We start from the raw sequence: 17,870 nt of genomic DNA on the forward strand, positions 1-17,870 counted from the left end.
GACTCCCAACGACCACAACATGCAAGCCACGCAGAGCCCCAGCGACCCGCAGGACTTCGACGTCATCGTGCTCGGCAGCGGCCCGGGCGGCGAGGGGGCCGCGATGCGGGCCACCAAGGCCGGCAAGCGCGTCGCCATGGTCGAGAAGCACCGCGAGGTCGGCGGCGCCTGCACCCACTCGGCCACGATCCCCAGCAAGGCGCTGCGCCAGGCCGTGCGCTCGCTGCAGGAGTTCCGCCACAACCCGCTGTTCGCCGGGGCGCTCGAGGGCCGCGAGATCAGCTTCCCGATGCTGCTGCGCAGCGCCACCGCCGTGATCCACAACCAGGTGGAGATGCGCCGCGGCTTCTACGAGCGCAACCACGTGCGCGTGTTCCACGGCCACGCCCGCTTCGTCGACCCGCACACCGTCGAGGTCGAGGCCGCCAGCGGCGCCCGCCCGCGCCTGCGCGCCGCCGGCTTCGTCCTCGCCACCGGCTCGCGGCCCTATCGCCCGCCGGACGTCGACTTTGGCCACCCCCGCGTGTTCGACAGCGACACGATCCTCGGCCTCGATCACACCCCGAACACGGTCACGATCTACGGCGCCGGCGTGGTCGGCTGCGAGTACGCGTCGATCTTCCGCGGCCTCGACGTCAAGGTCAACCTCATCAACAACCGCGACAAGCTGCTCGCCTTCCTCGACGACGAGATCATCGACGCCCTCAGCTACCACCTGCGCGACCAGGGCGTCGTCATCCGCCACAACGAGACCTACGAGCGCATCGAGGCCCAGGCCGACGGTGTGGTGGTGCAGCTCAAGTCGGGCAAGAAGATCAAGTCCGACATCCTGCTGTGGGCCAACGGGCGCACCGGCAACACCCACGAGCTCGGCCTCGATCAGCTCGGCATCACCGCCAACGGCCGCGGCCAGATCGACGTCGACGAGTTCTACCGCAGCCGCGTCGCCCCGCACGTCTACGCCGTCGGCGACGTCGTCGGCTACCCGAGCCTCGCCTCCGCCGCCTACGACCAGGGCCGCTTCGCCGCCGAGCACCTGATCACCGGGCAGTGCGACACCCGCCTGATCAAGGACATCCCGACCGGCATCTACACCAACCCCGAGGTCAGCTCGATCGGCCGCACCGAGTCGGAGCTCACCAAGGAGGGCGTGCCCTACGAGGTCGGCCACGCCCTGTTTCGCAGCCTCGCCCGCGCCCAGCTCACCGGCTACCGCGTCGGCATGCTCAAGCTGCTGTTCCACCGCGAGAGCCTGCAGCTCCTCGGCATCCACTGCTTCGGCGATCAGGCCGCCGAGATCGTGCACATCGGCCAGGCGATCATGGCCCAGCAGGGCGAGGCCAACAGCCTGCGCTACTTCATCAACACCACCTTCAACTACCCGACGATGGCCGAGGCCTACCGCGTCGCCGCCCTCAACGGCCTGAACCGCCTGTTCTAGCGGCGGGGCCGTTGTCGTCGACCCCGGGGCAGCCGAGGTGGGCCTGGCGTCACCGCCGATCGTTCAGGCTGCCGGACCTGTCTCGCGGGGTCGGGCGACCGCGTGTGCCTGCCCCGCTGCCGGTCGATCTCGCGTGGACGCTCGCCCACAGGGCCCTGGAGGCATTCGGGGCCCTCGGGCTCTGGCCGCCGGCAGAGTCCTGGCCCGGAGACAATTCGTCGACGGGGTCTGTTATCCTCGCCGGGCCGTCGAGGACGAGGGGCCCATGTCTGAGCAACGCGACTACGCCGTCCGCACCGCGCTCCACGCGTATTACTCTCACAGCCAGCTCCTCATCGTCGCCGAGGGCGAGCTGCCCTCCCCCGAGTACGAGATCGACATCTCGCAGGCGAACAGCAACGACGAGGGCGTGCCGACCTTCCAGCTGATGCGACGGCCGCGTCCGGCAGCCGAGACGGCCCCGCTGGCCAAGACACCGTTCCGCTACGGCGAGATCTTCAGCATCGGGCGCCCACCGGACAACATCCTCGTCCGCCACGCCGAGGGCTTCAACGAGGTCAGCGTCGAGTTCACCCGCCAGGATCTCGTCGACATCGTGCTCAGCCTGAGCGCCGGCGACGTCGACGTCAGCCTCCCCGATGCCTCCCACGAGGACAGCCCGCACGAGGACTCGGCCGCGACCGGCCGCTTCGAGGCAATCCCGCCGCCGCCGCCGCACGCCGCCCCCCTGCCCGACCAGCCGGCAACAGGGCCGGCAACAGGGCCGGCAACAGGGCCGACAACAGGGCCCGCAACAGGGCCCGCCGCAGGGGTGCCGGTCCAGTCGCGCCCGCTGACGGGCTCCGAGAAGGCCGGCATCCTCTCCGACATCGCCGTCCGCTACCGCGAATCGATCGGCTATTCGAACAAGCTCTCCTTCGACGAGGCCTTCGCCGACGCCGTCAAGAAGCTGCCCGCAGCATCGGTGAAGTTCCCCGACATGCTGGAGACCGTCGAGGTCGTGCAGATCGGCGCGAGCTTCGGCGGCATCGCCGGCTTCCATCGCCTCGAGGTCCGGATCCGCGCCTACCCGGATTGACGATTCATCGCGGTAGATCGCCATCGCGGTAGATCGCCCAGATTGGCGGTGAATTGGCGGTGCGATTCGCGTTGCGATTCGCGTTGCGATTCGCGTTGATCAGGCATTGATCGGGACCGCGGGCCCGTGATACTGATGCCCTCGTGCAAGGTGGGTCCACAGCCGGAGGGCAGGTCTAGCTCGGTGCTCTGCACCGGGGCGGCGTTGCGCCGCCCGAGCTTCTTCCACGCCATTCATCACAAGGAAGGCTGTTCCAGAACTCGCTGATCGTCCGGACCCCGTACGGATGGCGACGGGCTGGAACAACCTCGACGATCGCGGTTCCGTGCGCCATCCGTACGGGGTCCGGACGGCGAGTTCAGTGAGCCTTCCATGTCCCAGGTCATGAGGTAGACCCTCCGGTCTCCACCGCACAACAAAGGCCGACGAGCTCCCCGCTCGTTGGCCTTTGTCTTGGCCTCTGTTTGGCCCTTTGTTTGGCCCGCAGCAACCATGTTAGTCTCGCGCCGTGCTTCGTCTCGCAGGAGGGCAGGTCTAGCTCGGTGCTCTGCACCGGGGCGGCGTTGCGCCGCCCGAGCTTCTTCCACGCCATTCATCACAAGGAAGGCTGTTCCAGAAGTCGCTGATCGCCATACTACGTGGCGCGGGGCGACGGGCTGGAACAACCCCGCCGATCGTAGTTCCGTGCGCCCCGCGCCACGTAGTATGGCGGCGACTTCAGTGAGCCTTCCATGTCCCAGGTCATGAGGTAGACCCTCCGAATCGACGAGCACCGCCGAGGCCGGCCCCGTGAGGGACCGGCCTCTGTGTCTTTGTCGGTGCTGGAATGTTCGGTGCTGGCGCTCCGTGGGCTGTCGTGAGGGACCGGCCTCTGTGTCCTTGCCGGCCCGGCCTGCCGCGCTTGACTTCGCGGGCGCGTACGACAAGCCTGACAGCCATGGGCCACGCTCACGCCCACACGCGCGGCTCTGGCGAGCGCGTCCGCCACGCCCTGCGCTGGTCGCTGGCGCTGAACGGCGTGTTCCTGGTGATCGAGGCCGCGGTCGGCTTCTGGAGCGGCTCGCTCGCGCTGCTCTCCGACGCGGCGCACATGGTCAGCGACGTCTCGGCGCTGGCGCTGGCGCTGTTCGTCGCCGAGCTGGCGCGACGACCGGCGAGCCGCGGCCGCACCTTCGGGCTGGTCCGCGCCGAAGTGCTCGGCGCCTTCGTCAACGCGCTGCTGCTCGGGGCCGCCTGCGTGCTGCTCGGCAGCCAGGCGATCGGCCGCCTGCTCAGCGGTCACAGCGAGTTCCACGCCGGACCGGTGCTGGTCGTCGGCGTGATCGGCCTGCTGATCAACCTCGGCTCGGCGTGGATGCTGGCCCGCAGCGACCGCGACAACCTCAACGTGCGCGGCGCCCTGGCCCACATGCTGGCCGACGCGCTCGGCTCGGTCGGGGCGATCCTCGCGGCGGTCCTGGCCGGCGCCTTCGACCTCCACGCCGCCGACCCGATCCTCAGCCTGCTCATCTGCGGCCTGATCATGTTCGGCACCTGGAGCGTGCTGCGCGACTCGACCCGCGTGCTGCTCGACTTCGTGCCGCGAGATCTGCCGCAGGAGCGCGTGGAGGAGGCCCTGCGCGGGCTCCCGGGCGTACAGGCCGTGCACGAGCTGCACCTGTGGAGCACCGGCTCGCAGACGATGCTCACGACGCACCTGGTGCCCGAGCCCGGCGTCGACCCGACCGAGCTGCTGGCGCGGGCCGAGCACGCGCTGCGCGTGCTCCTCCGCATCCAGCACACCACGATCCAGATCGACGCGCCGGCCGCGGACTGCGAGCAGAAGGCCTGCCCGCTGCTGCAGGACAGCGAGGATCACGGGCACGCGGACGGCGACCGCGATCATGGGCACCACGATCACGGCCACCACGATCACGGCCATAGCGATCACGGCCACCACGATCATGGCCACCACCACTGAGGGCCGCATGAGCGTCACCACCGCGGCCAGCGGCCCCGTGCTCACCGTCCTGCTCGCGCGCCCCGGGCGGCGCAACGCGGTCGACGCGGCCACCGCGGCGGCGCTCGAGCGGGCCTTCCGCGACTTCGACGGCGACGACCGCTACCGCGTCGCGGTGCTCCACGGCGAGCACGGCAGCTTCTGCGCCGGGGCCGACCTCAAGGCGCTGGCGGCCGGCGACGACCCGTCGCGGCTGGTGATCGACGACGACGCGCCGCCGCCGGGGCCGCGGGCGCCGATGGGCCCGACCCGGCTGTTCCTGGGCAAGCCGGTGATCGCGGCGATCGCCGGGCACGCGGTCGCTGGCGGGCTCGAGCTGGCGCTGTGGTGCGACCTGCGGGTGATGGAGGAGGACGCGGTGCTCGGCGTCTTCTGTCGCCGCTTCGGCGTGCCGCTGATCGACGGCGGGACGGTCCGCCTGCCGCGGCTCATCGGTCACGGTCGGGCCCTCGACCTGATCCTCACCGGCCGCGAGGTGCGGGCCGACGAGGCGCTGGCGATCGGGCTGGTGAACCGCGTGGTCCCGCGCGGTCAGGCGCGCGCGTCCGCCGAGGCGCTGGCGGCCGAGCTGGCCGCGTTCCCGCAGACCTGCATGCGCGCCGACCGACACTCCGCGTATGCCCAGTGGGACATGTCCGAACGGTCAGCTTTGATCGCCGAGGCGCGCGGCGGGATCGCGGCGGTCGAGCGCGAGGCGATCGCCGGGGCGCAGCGCTTCGCGGCCGGCGCGGGCCGGCACGGCGCGGCCGTCGACGAGTCCGCGGACGACTGAACATGACGTAAGGGACATGTTCATGCGGCCATGTCGCGCCCTCCGGGCCCCCGCGGCGTCGCTGTGCTCGATGGACTAGCGGGCGCGCACGCCCGCGAGCTCGCGCAGCTGGGCGTCGAGGGCGGCGATCTTGGCCTCGAGCTGCTGCCTCAGCTGCTGCACCGCCGCGATCGCGATCACGCCGAAGGTGTCGTACTTGAGGCCGAGCACCTTGCGGGCCGCGTCGCCCTCGCCGTGGACGCTCTCGCTGACGATCTCCGGGAACAGCGGCAGGACCTCCTGGGCGATGAAGCCGAGGCAGGGCGTGCCGGTCGCGTTCCACTTGAAGCGGACCGGGCGCAGGCGCAGGCCAGCTCGAGCGCGTCGTCCATCGCCGTGACGTCGTGCTTGAGCGAGCGGTCGGAGTTCCGGTTCCACACGCCGTCCTGGCGCATGTACTGGCCCTGACCGTTCTGGTGGTAGAGGATGAAGGTGTTGTTGTCCCCCTCGTAGCAGAGGTTCATGTACACGCCGCGGTTGGTGTGGTTGGTGACGCGCAGGCCGGCCCAGCTGCCGGCCTGATTGACCGTGAGCGTGCCGTTGGCGACCTGGCCGCCGTTGACGTTGAGCGTGCCGTTGACGTCGAGGCGGTCCCAGATGCCGACGCGGCGCTCACCGCCGGCCGACTTGTTGCCGATGACCATCAGGCACTTGTAGGTGTCGATGTCGTTGCTGATCTCCGAGGCCTCGGCGTTGCCGTCGGGGAAGCCGGTCCAGCCGTGGGTGAAGCGCAGCGGGGCGCGGCCGCCGAAGGTGACCCAGCCGTTGCGGTCGACCTTCAGCAGCTCCTGGCCGTTCACGGGGTTGTTGTCCAGCGGCAGGAAGGAGAAGCTGCCGTCGGCGCGCACGCCCGCGTCCCAGTAGGTGTTGCTCGCCGCCCCGCCGGTGCGGCCGTAGCGGATCGAGGCCTTGTTGTCGCGCCAGGTGATGTGCGGGTTGGACAGCATGACGCCGGCGGCCCCGCCCGCCCCGAGGGTGACGAACTGGTTCTCACCGTCGCCCCAGTCCTTGGTGGTGGTGACGACGAGGCGGTCCCAGCTGTTGGCGCCGCCGGTGCGAAGCACGGTGGTGCCCTGCACGGTGAGGCTGGCGTTCTCGGGGCTGGTCGTGGCGATCGCCACCTTTCCGCCGGGGTTGACCACGAGGTCGGCCCAGGCGTTCAGCGCCGGGTTGTGGGCCCCGAGCACCGCCTGATTGCTGAACTCGCCGGCGACGATGACGCTGTTCTCGCCGCCCGCGACCAGGCGGCCGCACCACTGGTTGGCGATGGTGGCCCCGTGGAGCCGCAGGCGGACCTGCTCGCTCCAGGCGACGGTGCCGATGCTGACATGGCCGGAGTCGTGGATGGTCATCACGGAGGCGCCGGGGCCCTGGTTCAGCGGGCCGGCCGGGCTGTCCTTGGCGCGGGCGAAGTGCAGGCGCCAGCCGGTGTTGTCGCCGAAGCGGACGTAGCCGGCGTTGGGGCTCGCGTCGGAGGCGTCCATGCCGATGCCGTTCTCGATGCCGCCGATCTGCAGCATGCGGGTGGCGCCAGGGTTGCCGATGCTGAGGCCGGTGACCACGCGGGCGCGGCCGGCGACGTTGAGGTGGTCCCACACGCCGACCACACGACCGGCTCCGCCGGTCCCGTTGCCGACCACCATCAGGCACTTGTACTGGTTGCTGTCGTTCGAGATCTCCGCGTTCTTGCTGCCGTCGCCGAAGCCGTTCCAGGTGCCGCTGATGCGCAGCGGGTTCTGCAGCCAGTTGAGCGTGACGTCGCCGTTGGCGTGGAACTCTTGCGCCTTGGCGCTGCCGATGCCGCCGTCGTTGAAGGGGGGGGTCACGGGCCGGCGCCGTGCCCTCGACGGGGGTCGGGCCGTTGAAGATCACGCCGTCCTGCACGCTGAGGCTGCCGAGCACGCGCAGGTTGCCGGCGAGCAGCGCGTCCTTCGGGCGCGGGTCGCCGCCGCTGACCAGCGTCGGGCCGGCAGGACCGCCGAGGCGCAGGCCGGAGTACACGCGGACATCGGCCGGCGCGCTGACGACCACGCCGCCGCCGGCGTCGATGGTGAGCAGGGCGAGGCCGACGGCGCCCTCGGGGGCCGCCTTGCCGACCGCGTAGGCGCTGACGGTCGCGTCGTCACGGAAGCGGGTGTCGCCGCGGGTGCCCTTCTGCTCGGCGTTGCCGCCCATGGTGCGGTCGGTGGGCTGGGCGAACACGAGGCAGAGCACGTACTGCGCCGGCTTGGCGAGGTCGCCCGGGAGGGTGAGCTCGCGGGCGGCGAGCAGGACGATCTGGCGCCCGCGATCGTCGATCGCGGTGCCGGCCTCGATCTTGACCTTGAGCACGCCGGTCGCGCTGACGCCGAGGCCGTCGCTGACGCCGCGGACGCGCAGCTGTGCGGTGTGTCGGCGCATGCGGTCGACGTGGTAGCGCTGCTCGTCGATGAAGTCCTGGGAGCCCAGGAACTGGCCGTCGAAGTAGCGCACGCGGCTGTCGCTCGGGCGCTCGGGGTATTGCGCGTACTTGTCTTCGTTGCCCATGGTGTGCCTCCGCGGGTGCGCCTAGGTGGCCTTGGCGCGCTGGTTCGTGGTCTTGAACTCGCCGAACCCGGCGTAGCTCGTCATCGGGTCGGGGATGGGGCTCGGCGCGGCCGGCTGCTGCGCTGGCGTGGCGACCTGGAACTTGGCGTTCCACTTGCCGGCGGCGAGCAGCACGGCCTTGCCGCCGGACTTGACCTTCTGGGCCTGCTGGTCGGCGGTGAGCGAGTCGATGCTGAGGGTGCCGACGCCGGGCGTGCTGTGGGTCGAGGTGAAGTAAGCGCAGCCCGCGACCATGACCTGCGCCTCGTCGCCAGCGACGCAGACCGTGAGGCCGCCGGCCTTGGCCTTGCCCGAGGCCGTCATGACGCCGGGGATGACGGTGACGGTGGCGGCGCCGCAGGCCATCTCGAACACGGCCTGATCTGCTTGTGTGACGATCGCTGGCATGGTCAGTGGAGACTGTTGGATCCGAGGGTGGTGTTGACGCCGACGTAGATGCCGTCGCTGTCGCGGGCCGGCGCGTCGACGATCTGCATGGTGGGGAACAAGATCCGCAGGCCGTAGAAGGTGTGGCTCGGCTTGTCGGCGTCGATGATCGCCCGCACGCAGCGGTCGAGGCGGGCGAGCTGGGTCGGGTCGCGCTGGGTCTGGACGATCTCGACCTGGAAGAAGTGTGGCGGCGCGTCGAACTCGTAGATCGTGACCGCGTCGGGCTGGTTGACGTAGAGGTTCAGCAGCGCCAAGAGGCCGCCCCGCGTGCCGCGCAGGCGATAGAGCGGGACCGCGTTGGCGAGGAAGCGACGCCGCGTCTCGGGGTCCCAGTCGTCGCGCAGGGTGAGGCCCATCCAGCCGGCGAGCCACGGGACGAAGGGCTCCGGGGTGCGGCTGCGCTCGGGCGCGCCGGGGCCGGGGCGGAACAGGCGGGCGAGGTCGTCGAGGCTGGCCTCGAGGCCAGGTTGGCCCGGCAGCGGGTCGCCCGGGACGGCGACGGGGAAGCCGGCGAGGAGCTTCTCGAAGGCGAGCAGGAGCCGCCCGATCAGCGGGTCCTCCTGCAGCACCGCCGGCAGGTACTGCGAGTAGCTGCTCACGATCCGATCATCTGCCATGAGCCCCCCGTTTGCCCCCACAGCTCGACGGTGCCGGCCTTGGGTTCGTAGTCCACCAGCTCGTGCGGCCGCAGGCGCACGCCCACCAGATCCTGGCCGTCGAGGATGCGGCGCGCCGGGTCGTCGGTGACGATGTCGAGGCCCTCGACGAAGTCGACGCCGGCGACCGCGTCGAGCAGCGCGAGCAGCTCGGAGCCGTAGACGCTGCGCCCGAGCGGCCAGCCCGCGCCGGCGGGTCCGCCGATCAGCGGGTCGAACATGTCCCGAAGGACAGCCTGAACGCGGGTCCGGTGCGCTCGGCCTCGGCGTCGTCGCGCAGGTACACGCGGGCGCTGACGCCGACCTTGAGGTAGCTGGCGGCGACCACGTGGTTGTGCACGCTGAGCAGGCGACGCGGCTCGAGGAAGGCGGCCAGGGCGGCGATCAGGGCCGGGCTCGGGGCGGGTCGGCGCGCGCCGGGGGCGGCGTCGGGCACGACGATCACGCTGACGTGTCCGGGCGCGGGGCCGAGCTCGGCGCCGACGCGCGAGAGGTCGCGCTCGACCAGCACGTGGGCGCGGCGGATCGCCTGCGACTCCTTGAGCGCGCGGGCCTCGGGCGAACGCGGCCACGGGCCGGCGATGAGTGCGACGTAGTCGGCCGCCGTGACGGCGCGGTAGGTCTCACGCACGGCGCGGAGGGTCTCGTCGATCGAGCTCTCGAGCGGCTGGCCAGGCGGGAACGGCCAGGCGGCGCCGCGGGCCAGCTGCAGCAGCGCGCGCAGGTTGTCCTCGGGGACCTGGCGCGCCTGGTACAGCAGCATCTCGGTGAGGTGGGCGAGCAGCTCGACGAGGGCGATGCCGGGGTCGCTCGGGTTGTGGTCGGTCCACTCCGGGCACAGGCCGGGGACCTGCGTCATCGCCTCGGCGAGGAGGGCGTCGTAGCTCGGTGGTGGTGGACGCGTGGTCACAGCTGCTGCTCCTTGCCGTGCTCGCGCACGGCGACCACGGCGTCGCTCGCGGGTGGTGGACGCGTGCTCACAGGCCCCCCTCCCCGACCACGCCGTGCAGCGTCACGCTGTGGGTGCCGGAGTAGATCATGATGCGCTGGAGGTCGGCGAGCTGGTCGTCGCTCAGCGCCTGGTCGATCGGCGGCAGCGCGGGCGTGCAGCTCACGACCAGCCCGCGCAGGTGATCGACGCCCGGCACGCCGGTGATGACGCGGCCGAGGTCAGAGCGCCGCGGAGCGCGTCCGAAGGGCCAGCCGACGCCGTCGACGCCGCCGGTCAGCGGGTGCAGGAAGCGACGCAGCGCCGCCTGCACGTCGGCGCAGACCACCTCGGCCCGCTCGTGCGAGACGGCGACGACGCGGCACTGCACCGAGACCTCGATCCAGCGCGGGCCGGTGACCTCGAGGCGCAGCAGCGGCGAGCAGCGGGCCCGCACGTGGCGCTCGACCTGGGCGAGCAGGCCGGCGCTCGGGACCGGGCGGTCCTCGTCGCCGCGGGCGACCACGAGGAGGCGCGCGAGGCCGGCGCGGCCGCTGCTGACGCTCGCGGTCTCGGGTGGGATCTGCGGCAGCTTCACGCGGCCGTTGGCCAGCAGCACCGGGGCTCCTGGGACCGGCGGCGCGCCGCTGCGGTCGAGCGCGCCGAGGTCGACCGCGACCTCGATCGGGTCGAAGCGCGGCGTGATCGCCTTGACCTGCGCGAGCTCGGGGGAGGCCTCGCGCGCGAGGTCCTCGAGGTCCTGGCTGGCGACGCCGCGGTCGCCGTGGCGCAGCAGGGCCGAGCCGCGGCCGGCGATGTCGGGCGTGTCCTCGCCCGCGGCGCCGCCGGTGGCCGGCTCGTCGTGATCGACGCCGGCGATGTAAGGCAGGCTGGCGCGCAGCTCGGTGATCGTGTTGGGGCCGCTGTTGCCGGACGGGCCGCCGCCGTACTCGTAGCTGATGCGCAGGTTGTTGCGGCCGCGTGGGAGCAGGCGACCGCGACGGCCGTCGCCGAGCTCGAGCTCGCCGGTGCCGCTGCGCAAGACGTAGTGGCGGTCCTCGGGGCCCGAGGACCGCAGGTCGACGACCGGGCGCCAGCGGACCCACACGGACGCGCCCTCGGCGGTGGTCTCGACGATCGCGTCGCCGGGCGGCACGCTGGCGACCAGCGCCGCGGCCTCGGCTGGCGAGGCCCCCGTCTGCTCGCGCACCCACGCGCGCTCGCCCTCGAGGACGGGCCGCAGGTTGGTGACGAAGACCTGGCCGCCGGCGCCGTCGCCCGAGCCGAGCACCTCGTGATCGATCGCCACCGCGTGGCGGGCCCACACCGCGTTCAGGCGCACGGCGGTGAGGCGCGGTGGGCCGCGGAACAGCCCGCCGGCCCAGCGCGCGCGCAGCCAGCACAGTGAGCGGCCGAACTCGCTGGTGACCGTGAGGTCGGCCGGCGCGGTGAAGCGGACCAGGCCGCTGATGGTCAGGTCCGCGGTCTCGTCGCCGACGCCGATCGGGGTCCAGCCGGAGGGTCCGCGCAGCTCCCACTGCACGCGCGGCGGGTCGTCGCTGGCGGGCATCTCGGCCTCGGCGGGGCGCAGCGCGGCGACCCCGAGGTACAGCGACACCGGCACCGCGCCGGGCGGGGCCGCGAAGCCGAGGTACAGCGCCGGCCCGGGCTCGATCGGCGCGGCGAACAGGGCGAAGGGCGGGCCCGCGTCGCGCAGGTGGACGCTGCGATCGACGATCGTGAAGTCGCCGGCGAGAAGGGCCGCGCTCGGGCGCAGCTCGGCGCTGGTGAACTCGAGGCTGAAGCTCAGCGGTCGCAGCAGCGGCGGGGCGAAGCTCGCGGGCACCGGCTTCGGCGGGTTCATGCCGTAGTCGACCCGCAGCGGCTTGCCGTAGTCGCCGGCGGCGATCCACACGCGCAGCCAGCAGCCGTCGGCATCGGCCTCGGGCGCGGCGGGCAGCGTGAAGCTCACGGCGCCGCTGCTGCACAGCAGCGCGGTGCTGTCGCTGAAGTTGCTGCCGGGCGCCGGGGTGACCTTGGTTTTGGTGCTGCGTCCCAGCTCGCGCCAGCCGGCGGCGCTACGCATCTCCCACACCAGCTCGAGGTTGTCGGACGCGGTGGGGGCGATCGGCGGCGCGGGGTGGGCCTTGACCGCGAGGGTGACGACGGTGCCCACGGGCGCGCCGGCGGCCGCGTCGAGCCCGAGCGAGAGCACGGCGCCGAGCTGCGGCGCGGCCTCGAAGGGGTAGAGGTCGCGGGTGACGTCGACGGGTCGACCGCTCTGGCGACCGGCGTCGGGGGCCTGCGCGGGGCTGCGGGTCTTGACCCGGACGGCGGCGCGCTGCAGCGGCGGCACGGCGCGCAGCGCCTCGGCGACGCCGATCTCCTTGGTCGGTGGGAAGCTGCCGGCGTTGCGCCACCAGCCGACCATCGCCTCGCTGTCGACCTGTACTTTGAGCCAGGTCGCATCGATCCCGTCGACGACGCAGGCCACCAGCGCGGGCGCCGGATCGACGGTCCACTGCAGGCGATGGCGGCCCTCCACGAGCGACGCGACCGGAGCTCCGCCGACGCCGCGCCAGGCCGCGCCGTCCCACACGTACAGGCGGATCGGCAGCCCGGCCAGCTTGGCCAGCTCGCCGAGGGCCGGCGTGAAGTCGAGGGCGAGCTCGACGCGCGCGAGGCCCGTGAGCGGCAGCAGCGGCTCGCACGCGAGGTACAGCGCGCGCTCGATCGCCGCGTCGCCGACGAAGGCCGCCGCCGGGGCGACGAGGCCGGGCCCGAGCAGCGCGTCGCGGTCGCCCCAGCGATCGGCCGCCGGGTCGCGCACGCGCAGCGCCTCGAGGCCGGCGCGCACCACCGTCAGCGCCGACTCCGTCTCGAACACCACCTCGTCGTCGCTGTTCGACCCGACCTGCGTGCGCGCTGGCACGGCGGCGTCGACGAGCGTGCCCTCGGCGAGGCGGAACACCAGCGGCACGCGGGCGGCTCGCGGCGGGCGCGGGCGCATCCCGAGCAGCTCGAGCAGCGCCTCGATCTGCAGCTGCGGCGCCTCGTTGAGCGCCGCGACGCCGCGCACCGCCATGCGGGAGAACACGCGGACCAGCGCGCCGATGCCGTCGAGGTCGCCGCCGGGGTCGCGGCGCCACGGCGTGAAGGCCTCGACCAGGGTCTCGGCCTGGGCCACGAGCGTGGGCGCGTCGCGGGGGTCGAGCTTGGGCGTCTCAGACATCCGCGGCGCCTCCGAGGTAGAACGGGTAGACCAGGTTGAGCGGGCTGTTGGTCGCGAGGATCTGGACCTGCAGGTCGATGACGAGGCGCTCGGGGTCCTGCGGGTCGGGCAGCAGGCTCACGCTCTGCAGGGCGACCCGCGGCTCCCACTGGGCGATCGCCCGGCGCACCGCCTCGGTGACGCGCCCGAACAGCTCGGTGTTGGCGGGCGCGAACACGAGGTCGTGGAGGCCGCAGCCGAACTCGGGCCGCATCGCCCGCTCGCCGAGCGCGGTCGCCAGGACCAGCCACAGCGAGCGCCGCACCGCGTCCTCCTCGCGGGCCATCACGAGGCGGCCGCGCGGGTCGAACTGCAGCGGGTAGCTCCAACCTGCGCCGAGAAATTCCTGGGCCATGGCGACTACGAGACCTCCAGCGCGCCGTTGTTGATGTCGACCTTGTCGCAGCTGATCTTGAGCTCGGCGCCGGTGATGGCGAGCTTCGCCCCGTCGCCGCCGATCGTGAGCTTGCCGGTGCAGGCGAGCACCAGCTCCTTGTCGGCGGTGACGGTGACGCGGCCGTTCTTCATGTCGATGACGACGCTGTCCTTGCCGTTGCCGTCGCGCACGATCACCTGCTCCTCCCGTCGGTGTCGTCGAGCACGACCTCGTGACCCGCGCGCGAGCGGAGCACCCGCAGGTTGTTCTTGCCGTCGTCATTGCTGGTCGGCGGCGAGTCCTTGCCGTTCCACAGCGCGCCGAGCACGTAGGCCGACTCGGGCCGTCCGTGCTCGAAGGCCACCAGCACCTCGTCATCGACCTCGGGCAGCAGGAACAGGCCGCGGCCCTTGCCGGCCATCGGCGCGGCGACCCGGGCCCAGTGGCTGGCGTCGTCGTCCGAGAGCCAGGGGAAGCGCACGCGCACGCGGCCGAGCTTCTCGGGGTCCTGGTTGTCGGTGACGAGGCCGACCATCACGCCGAAGAAGCGGCCGCCGCCGGCCTCGCCCTCACTGATGCCGTCGAACACGCTCACGACGCCGCCCTCCGCATCGTCAGGCGGGTCTCGTAGCGGCGCGAGCCGACGAGCTCGAAGTCGTGGCCCGCCGAGGTCACGTAGTAGTTGCCGCTGAAGCGCGAGCCGACGTCCTTGATCTCGACCACCATGCCGGCCTCGATCGCGCTGTCGCCGTGAACCGTCGCTTCGGCGCTGACGTGGGCGAGGGCGAGGTCTTGCAGCTGCGACGCGGCGCGGGCCTCGGCCTCGGCCTGCGACGCGACGGGAAATTCGCCGCCGGTGATCGGCGCCGGGCCGAACACGTCCTTCGAGCGGACCGGCCCGCTGCCGCGGCCCAGCGAGCTGCTGCTGGCCTTGCCGACGATCGCCTTCTTGTTGACCACGTCCCAGCCGCCGACCTGCACCTCGGTGGCCTGGTTCATCGAGGTCACTGCCGCGTGGAAGTCGAGCAGATCGGTCTCGGCGGACAGGCGCAGGCTCGGCGGCGACTTGTGTTGACAGGGCCGGAAGTGCAGCGTCTTGCCGATCACCACCACCTCGAAGCCGTTGGCCGCGGCGCGCTGCTTGAGGAACTCGAGGTCGCTCTGTTCGGCCTGCAGCAGGTAGGGGTGGACGATCTTGGTGACGGTGGCGCGGACCTGCAGGCCGTGCTTGCGACCGATCTGCAGGGCGATGTCGCTGTCCTTGACGCGCTCGTAGCTCCGGGGGCTGCGCGCGCGCATCATCCGGTGGCGCCCGTCGTAGCCGCGCAGCGACAGCGAGACCGCCAGGCGACCGCTGAAGCTGATGTCGAGGCCCGTGATCTCGCCGGCGAAGACCAGGCCGCGGCGCTGGGTCGTGCCCATCTCGACCTCGATCGGCGAGCCCTCGTCGACCTTCGCGTCGTCGAGCCAGGCGTAGATCTCGTCCCTGGGCGCGTTGATCGCCAGCGCCACGGAACCGGCCGCGCCGATGTCCTGCAGCACTTTCACCGATGCCACCGATTGCATGTACTTCGCGGCCAGCTCCTGCCCGTCGATGCGCAGGCGCAGGTCCCAGGATGTGCTTGGGTGGGTCATCGGGGGATCTTGAGCAGGCGGCCTGGGAGCACCGTGCGCGGGTTGGAGATGTTGTTGGCGAGGGCGATGTCTCGCCAGCGCCCGGCGCTGCCGTACGCGGCCACCGCGATCGACTGCAGGGTCTCGCCGAGGCCGACGATGTGGAGCCGGCTGATGCCCTGGGTCGCGCCGGTGGGCGGTGCGATCGGCGTGTCGTCGACCTCGCGAAACTCGCAGTCGAGGGTCGCGCGCACCGGGGTCCCGTCGGCCATGAAGTGGGTGAAGTTCTGCGACACGCTGGCCAGCGCGCCGCGCAAGATCTGGTAGCGGCCCCACCACAGCTCGCAGATCGGCGGGCGCGTCATGCCGCGTGCGGGCCGCAGCAGCGCGGCCACGGCGGTGGTGTGCACGAGCACGCTGGTGCCGCTGTTGCCCCCGCCCGCGCCGAACAGCGACGCCAGCGCGCCGGGGCTGTCGGCCTCGGAGGTGTCGAAGAACAGGCTGACGCTGAGGGTGAGCGGCTCGTAGCTGTAGTCGGACAGGTCGACCGCCAGCGGCTTGCCAGGCGAGGCGTTGGCGCGGGTCTGGATCGTCGAGCTGCCGCGCAGGCTGATCTTGTTGGGGTTGAACAGCGCCCGGATCTCGCCGCTGCCGCCGAGCGTCGCGCCGGTGCTGTAGCGGATCACGAGCCGGCCCATCTCCTGCCACGAGCTCGGCAGGGTCACCTTGTCGGGCGAGCCGCGGTAGTTGGTGCTCACGGGCGACCTCCCCGGCGTTCACGTTCCCACCGCAGCTCGCGCTCGAGGTGACGGTGCACCGCCTGGGCGATCGCCGGGATGTCGAGCTGCGAGGTCTCGACCCGCGCGACCACCGGACGCGCCGCGGGCGGGGTGCGGGCGGCGGGCGGCGGGCTCGTGCTCGGCTGGGCTGCGGGCAGGGTGACGTCGATGCGCGAGGCCGCGGGCTGGGTCGCGGTCATCGAGCTCGCGGCGGTCAGTCCCGGGCTCGACGGCAGCGTGGGCGAGGCCAGCGAGACGCGCGGGCGCGCGGCCGGGTTGTTCGGGAGGCTGTCCACAAGGACAGGTGAGACCGGCGCCGCGACGACGCGGCCGCGCACCCGCAGCGGGGCGACCGCCGACGATGTCGCCAGGTCGAGGGCAATGGTCGCTGACGCGGCGTCCAGAGCGGGCGCGGCGGAGCTGCTCGGCTGGCGCGTGCACGACGGTGGGCGCCGGCGCGCCCGGGGTCGTCGTCGACGCTGGCCGTCATGTTGCGGGGCGACGCGACGATCGGCGCCGGCCTCGTCGAGCTCGTGCGTGCGACGACCGTGCTCGACGACCATCGACGCCGGAGCCTCGCGTGGCGGAGTCACGGGTGGTGCCGTCGCCGCGATCGTCGCGGACGGCTGCGACGACGCGGCGAGTTGCTGCGCGCGCGCCAGGTCCATCGTCGTCAGCAGGCGCGGCCGGGTCCGCGGACGCATCGGCGGCCCCGACTCACTCGCGGGCGCATGCACCACGCGCGGCGGCACGGTGGTCGCGGACGGCAGGGTGGCCGCGACCAGCAGCGCCGGGTCGACGCGCAGGTCGAGGCCCGTCGTCGCAGCGGGCATGGCTGTCGGCGCCGCGACCCGCGGGTCCCCGTCGACGCGTGGCACGGCGGGCTGCGACGCCGCAGGCTCGCTCCTCACGACCTCGTGCGGACGCTCGCTCATCGCCACGATCGGCGCGCCGCGTTCGCTCGCAGCGTGCTGCGACCCCTCGTGTGTCCCGCCGCGAATCGCCTCGCGCTCCCCCGTCGCAGCGGCGCGAGCGACCGCCACGATCGCGGTGCGCGGCGTCTCGGGGGCGAGCCTGGCCTGCACCGCGGCGATCGCCGGCGCGACCACACCTTCTGGCGCGCGCTCGTGGGGCAGCGCGTGGACGATCGGTCGCAGCCCCGCGACCGCCGCCTCATTCATCCCCCAGCGCACCGCCCAGCTGGCGAACAGCGGCAGCCCGCCCCGCTTGCCGCGCGCGAGCGCCTCGCGGGCCCACGCGCACGCGATCGCGGCGGAGCGCCGCAGCGGTCGCTGCAGGCGCGTCACCAGGGCCGGGTCGACGCCGGCCTGCCACGCTCGGGTGTCGTGCGTCTCAGCCATCGAGCCCCGACTCCGCGAAGATCTTGGCGCGGGCGATCGCCCCGAAGGCCGCGAACCACTCCGGCCGCTCGAGGCCCATGTGGACCAGCTCGATCTTCTCGATCGCGACCTCGCTGTCGCGGCTGGCGTCGAAGCTCGGGCCGACCCAGCGCACCGGCACCGCGCTGTGAAAGATCCAGCCGTTGACCGGCATGCGCTGGGCGTTGAGCATCACGATCGCGCCGCTGCGCCGCTTGATGTCGCCGCGGGCCGTGGCGGCGAACCAGCGCCACATGCTGTCGACCTCCATCATCCCGCGCGAGAGCACGAGGTTGGGCCAGCGCGCCCCCTTGAGCAGCTTGTGCGGCGCGTCGTTGCGGCCGCCCTCGGCGTACTCCTCGACCTCGATCGTGCCCTCGACCCCCTCGACCTGCGAGAAGCCGCCGACGATCAGGCCGTCGAGCTCGACGATGAAGTTAAACGGCGTGAACGGATCGAGGCGCACCCCGAGGGCGCCGACGCCTAAGGTCATGAGGGTATTGAGGCCGAGCACATCACGCTC

General features: G+C 72.4%; 16 protein-coding genes and 1 pseudogene. 4 read left to right on the plus strand and 13 right to left on the minus strand.

From position 1 onward, the window contains the following. Positions 1-19: 19 nt before the first annotated feature. The 4 genes from sthA (at position 20) to IPJ59_RS11905 (ending at position 5,290) form a co-directional block, all read left to right on the plus strand. Positions 20-1,441, plus strand: coding sequence for a Si-specific NAD(P)(+) transhydrogenase (gene sthA / locus IPJ59_RS11890; RefSeq protein WP_293271622.1), 1,422 nt, complete (start codon positions 20-22; stop codon positions 1,439-1,441). Positions 1,442-1,706: 265 nt separating this feature from the next. Further along, positions 1,707-2,519, plus strand: a complete 813-nt coding sequence (locus IPJ59_RS11895; RefSeq protein ID WP_293255886.1) for a hypothetical protein — start codon at positions 1,707-1,709, stop codon at positions 2,517-2,519. Positions 2,520-3,456: 937 nt separating this feature from the next. Further along, positions 3,457-4,479: a cation diffusion facilitator family transporter gene (locus IPJ59_RS11900; RefSeq protein ID WP_293255883.1), complete on the plus strand. Its 1,023-nt coding sequence runs from the start codon at positions 3,457-3,459 to the stop codon at positions 4,477-4,479. 7 nt (positions 4,480-4,486) lie between these two features. Next, positions 4,487-5,290 (plus strand): crotonase/enoyl-CoA hydratase family protein, encoded by an 804-nt coding sequence (locus tag IPJ59_RS11905; protein WP_366524584.1) that lies wholly within the window; start codon positions 4,487-4,489, stop codon positions 5,288-5,290. Positions 5,291-5,584: 294 nt separating this feature from the next. Here IPJ59_RS11905 and IPJ59_RS37725 read toward each other — a convergent pair. The 13 genes and pseudogenes from IPJ59_RS37725 to IPJ59_RS11970 all read right to left on the minus strand — a co-directional run. Next, positions 5,585-5,707, minus strand: a pseudogene (locus tag IPJ59_RS37725) (hypothetical protein); the annotation flags it as partial. 2,169 nt (positions 5,708-7,876) lie between these two features. Then, complete coding sequence (locus IPJ59_RS11915) at positions 7,877-8,302, minus strand: hypothetical protein (protein ID WP_293255874.1); 426 nt, start codon at positions 8,300-8,302, stop codon at positions 7,877-7,879. 2 nt (positions 8,303-8,304) lie between these two features. Next, positions 8,305-8,943, minus strand: a complete 639-nt coding sequence (locus IPJ59_RS11920; RefSeq protein ID WP_293271626.1) for a phage tail protein — start codon at positions 8,941-8,943, stop codon at positions 8,305-8,307. Further along, complete coding sequence (locus IPJ59_RS11925; RefSeq protein ID WP_293271628.1) at positions 8,940-9,221, minus strand: hypothetical protein; 282 nt, start codon at positions 9,219-9,221, stop codon at positions 8,940-8,942. The genes IPJ59_RS11920 and IPJ59_RS11925 overlap by 4 nt, the downstream gene beginning before the upstream one ends. Then, on the minus strand, positions 9,206-9,910 hold the full coding sequence (locus IPJ59_RS11930) for a hypothetical protein (RefSeq protein WP_293271629.1): 705 nt from the start codon (positions 9,908-9,910) through the stop codon (positions 9,206-9,208). Before IPJ59_RS11930 ends, IPJ59_RS11925 begins: the two co-directional genes overlap by 16 nt. A 67-nt stretch (positions 9,911-9,977) precedes the next feature. Then, on the minus strand, positions 9,978-13,160 hold the full coding sequence (locus IPJ59_RS11935) for a putative baseplate assembly protein (protein ID WP_293271631.1): 3,183 nt from the start codon (positions 13,158-13,160) through the stop codon (positions 9,978-9,980). After that, positions 13,153-13,554 carry a GPW/gp25 family protein gene (locus tag IPJ59_RS11940; protein WP_293255860.1) on the minus strand — a complete coding sequence of 134 codons (402 nt, stop codon included), beginning with the start codon at positions 13,552-13,554 and terminating at the stop codon, positions 13,153-13,155. The genes IPJ59_RS11935 and IPJ59_RS11940 overlap by 8 nt, the downstream gene beginning before the upstream one ends. A 5-nt stretch (positions 13,555-13,559) precedes the next feature. After that, complete coding sequence (locus IPJ59_RS11945; RefSeq protein WP_293271633.1) at positions 13,560-13,772, minus strand: hypothetical protein; 213 nt, start codon at positions 13,770-13,772, stop codon at positions 13,560-13,562. Further along, on the minus strand, positions 13,769-14,170 hold the full coding sequence (locus IPJ59_RS11950; RefSeq protein ID WP_293271634.1) for a phage baseplate assembly protein V: 402 nt from the start codon (positions 14,168-14,170) through the stop codon (positions 13,769-13,771). Before IPJ59_RS11950 ends, IPJ59_RS11945 begins: the two co-directional genes overlap by 4 nt. Then, on the minus strand, positions 14,167-15,210 hold the full coding sequence (locus IPJ59_RS11955) for a phage late control D family protein (RefSeq protein ID WP_293271636.1): 1,044 nt from the start codon (positions 15,208-15,210) through the stop codon (positions 14,167-14,169). Before IPJ59_RS11955 ends, IPJ59_RS11950 begins: the two co-directional genes overlap by 4 nt. After that, a complete protein-coding gene (locus IPJ59_RS11960; protein ID WP_293255851.1) occupies positions 15,207-15,947 on the minus strand; it encodes a CIS tube protein in 741 nt (246 codons plus the stop codon). The genes IPJ59_RS11955 and IPJ59_RS11960 overlap by 4 nt, the downstream gene beginning before the upstream one ends. Next, entirely contained in the window at positions 15,944-17,329 is a 1,386-nt protein-coding gene (locus IPJ59_RS11965) for a hypothetical protein (RefSeq protein ID WP_293271638.1), read from the minus strand. The genes IPJ59_RS11960 and IPJ59_RS11965 overlap by 4 nt, the downstream gene beginning before the upstream one ends. Further along, a complete protein-coding gene (locus IPJ59_RS11970; protein ID WP_293271640.1) occupies positions 17,322-17,840 on the minus strand; it encodes a phage tail protein in 519 nt (172 codons plus the stop codon). The genes IPJ59_RS11965 and IPJ59_RS11970 overlap by 8 nt, the downstream gene beginning before the upstream one ends. Between the last annotated feature and the right edge of the window lie 30 nt (positions 17,841-17,870).

It is taken from the genome of Nannocystis sp. (assembly GCF_016714285.1).
GTDB lineage: Bacteria > Myxococcota_A > Polyangia > Nannocystales > Nannocystaceae > Nannocystis.